The organism is Streptomyces sp. NPDC022910, assembly GCF_055561075.1.
Map to the genome: position 1 here is coordinate 1 of NZ_JBVHHL010000153.1, position 2,252 is coordinate 2,252.

3 protein-coding genes and 1 pseudogene are annotated in these 2,252 nt (G+C 66.5%); all 4 read left to right on the top strand.

Annotated elements, in window-relative coordinates; all coding sequences use genetic code 11:
* Positions 1-77: 77 nt before the first annotated feature.
* Positions 78-158, top strand: a pseudogene (locus tag ACZ3TS_RS42785) (CDGSH iron-sulfur domain-containing protein); the annotation flags it as partial.
* A gap of 52 nt (positions 159-210) precedes the next feature.
* Complete coding sequence (locus ACZ3TS_RS42790; protein WP_467628620.1) at positions 211-678, top strand: CDGSH iron-sulfur domain-containing protein; 468 nt, start codon at positions 211-213, stop codon at positions 676-678.
* Positions 679-934: 256 nt separating this feature from the next.
* Positions 935-1,666 (top strand): SDR family oxidoreductase, encoded by a 732-nt coding sequence (locus ACZ3TS_RS42795; RefSeq protein WP_467628615.1) that lies wholly within the window; start codon positions 935-937, stop codon positions 1,664-1,666.
* Positions 1,667-1,696: 30 nt separating this feature from the next.
* Complete coding sequence (locus ACZ3TS_RS42800; RefSeq protein ID WP_467628619.1) at positions 1,697-2,161, top strand: cupin domain-containing protein; 465 nt, start codon at positions 1,697-1,699, stop codon at positions 2,159-2,161.
* Positions 2,162-2,252: the final 91 nt, after the last annotated feature.

The following is a 2,252-nucleotide window of genomic DNA, read 5'->3' on the forward strand; positions in this document are numbered from 1 at the left end:
GTACCTCACCCCACTCGAAACCCGAGCCAGGCTGCAGCAAGACTTCACCCCCGCAGCGTAAGCATCCGCTGTCCAAGATCAGGGGGGAACTTCAGACCGAGGACATCTACGTGCTGTGCCGCTGCGGGCGCTCGGGCTCGAAGCCGTTCTGCGACGGGACTCACCCTGTGATCGGGTTCGACGGTAAGGAGTCGGCAGATGTTCGTCCGTATGAGGAGCTGCAGCACGTCCACGACGGGGTCGGTATCTCTGCCCGACGGGTCGGCGAGCTGTGCATCCACGCCGCCTTCTGCATCGGCCGCACCAGGCCGATCGCCGAGATGCTCGCCGACACCGACGACAGCGACGTCCGTTCCAACGTCATGGGACGGATCGGCCAATGCCCGTCAGGGTCGTACAGCTACGCCCTTCACCGCGACGGCGACGGCGATCGAGCCCGACCTTCGGCAGGCGATCTCGGTCCTCGAGGAGGAGAACGGTCAGGCCAGCGCGTTGTGGGTCACCGGTGGAGTGCCCGTGGTCAGGGCGGACGGTCAGCCGCTGCAGACCCGGTACAGGATGACGCTCTGCCGCTGCGGCCACTCCGACAACAAGCCACTCTGCGATGGTACCCATCGCAAGATCGGGTTCCGCGACGAGAACAACACGTCGGAAGGCAGTCCCGAATCCGATAGGTAGATGCTTTGGCCCCCTCGGCAGATCGCAAGCGAGACTCGGGAGCGCAGGACAGCCCCGTCGGCGGAGCACAGAAGGACATCGGAACCCGGTGCCACACGTCACGGTGTTCGCGGTTGCAAATGATCTCTCCGGCTTCCGTCAGTACGCAGCGCCGCTGGGATGCCCGGGAGGACACGGGCGGCGTGCGCCACGCAGTGCACCGGGGCAGTCTGGACGCATGACCGCATGACCGATCGGTGGTGACGGGAGGTGCCCCATGAAGTGCGCAGTGATCGGCGGTACCGGATTGATCGGGTCGCGGGTGGTGAAGAAGCTGGATGCGGCCGGACACGAAGCCGTCCCGCACTCCAAGTCCACAGGTGTCGACGTGATCACGGGCCAGGGTGTGGAGGAGGCGGTGGCCGGAGCCGACGTCGTCGTCAATTTGACGAATTCGCCGACGTTCGACGACGCATCCCCGGCGTTCTTCCGGACGTCGATGGACAACATCCTGGCCGCCGGCCACAAGGGCGGGGTCGGGCACGTCGTCATCCTCTCGATCGTCGGCGTGGACCTGGTGCCCGACCTCGTCTACTACCGGGCCAAGGTCCTCCAGGAAGACATCCTCAAGGCCGGGCCGATCCCCTACTCGATCGTCCGCGCCACTCAGTTCATGGAGTTCATGGACGCGGTCCTGTCCGATACCACCGAGGGCGACATCGTCCGCCTGCCCACCACCCCCCTCCAGCCGATTGCCGCCCAGGACGTCTCCGACACCGTCGCCGAAGTCGCTGTCGGCACCCCGTTGAACGGCACCCTCAACATCGCCGGACCCGACGTCTTCCCCCTCGACGACCTCGGCCGGATCACCCTGGACGCCCACCCCGACGGCCGCACGGTCGTCACCGACGACACCGCAGGCATGTTCGCCGCCGTCCACGGCGATGCCCTCACCGCCACGGGCGACGCCCGCATCGCCCCCACCCACTACACCGACTGGCTCTCCTGAACCACCCAGCCCACCACTGGAGGCCTCATCATGGCGAACAACGAGTCGGCGGCAGGCAGGGTTGAGAGCCGACCCCGCTCGGAAGCGTGGAAGACCGCGCTCACTGTCCTGCAGTCGGTGAAACCGCCGTCCATTCCGGAAGGGGTAGAGGCGATGACGGTCCTCGTCGAGTTCCCTCCCGGCGACCCCGGCACCCCTCCGCACCGGCACTCGGGACCCGCTTTCGGCTACATGCTGGAGGGAGAGATGCTCTTCGAGCTGGAAGGCGAGCCCGAGCGGGTGATCAAGGCCGGGGAGACGTTCTGGGAGCCGGGCGGCGATGTCATCCACTACCAGGACGGGAACAACCGGACGGACATCCGGAGCCGTTTCCTGGTCACCATGATGTGTGCGCCGGGTCAGCCCATGCTCACCCTGGTCGACGACGAAGAGCTGGCACAGCGTCAACATCTGCGAGCTCCCCGTCCGGGCACCGGACCCGCCGCTGATCTCTGAGAGGGCGTTAAGTCCGTTTCTGATAGCGGCCACGTCCGGGTTGCTCGAGGAATCCCTGGCGAACGAGTCGTCCCAGGCGGGAGCGGGTGAC

Bases quoted from the DNA above. Each gene is read 5' to 3' on its own strand.
- ACZ3TS_RS42790 (WP_467628620.1), top strand. From the start codon at position 211: ATGAGGAGCTGCAGCACGTCCACGACGGGGTCGGTATCTCTGCCCGAC.
- ACZ3TS_RS42795 (WP_467628615.1), top strand. From the start codon at position 935: ATGAAGTGCGCAGTGATCGGCGGTACCGGATTGATCGGGTCGCGGGTG.
- ACZ3TS_RS42800 (WP_467628619.1), top strand. From the start codon at position 1,697: ATGGCGAACAACGAGTCGGCGGCAGGCAGGGTTGAGAGCCGACCCCGC.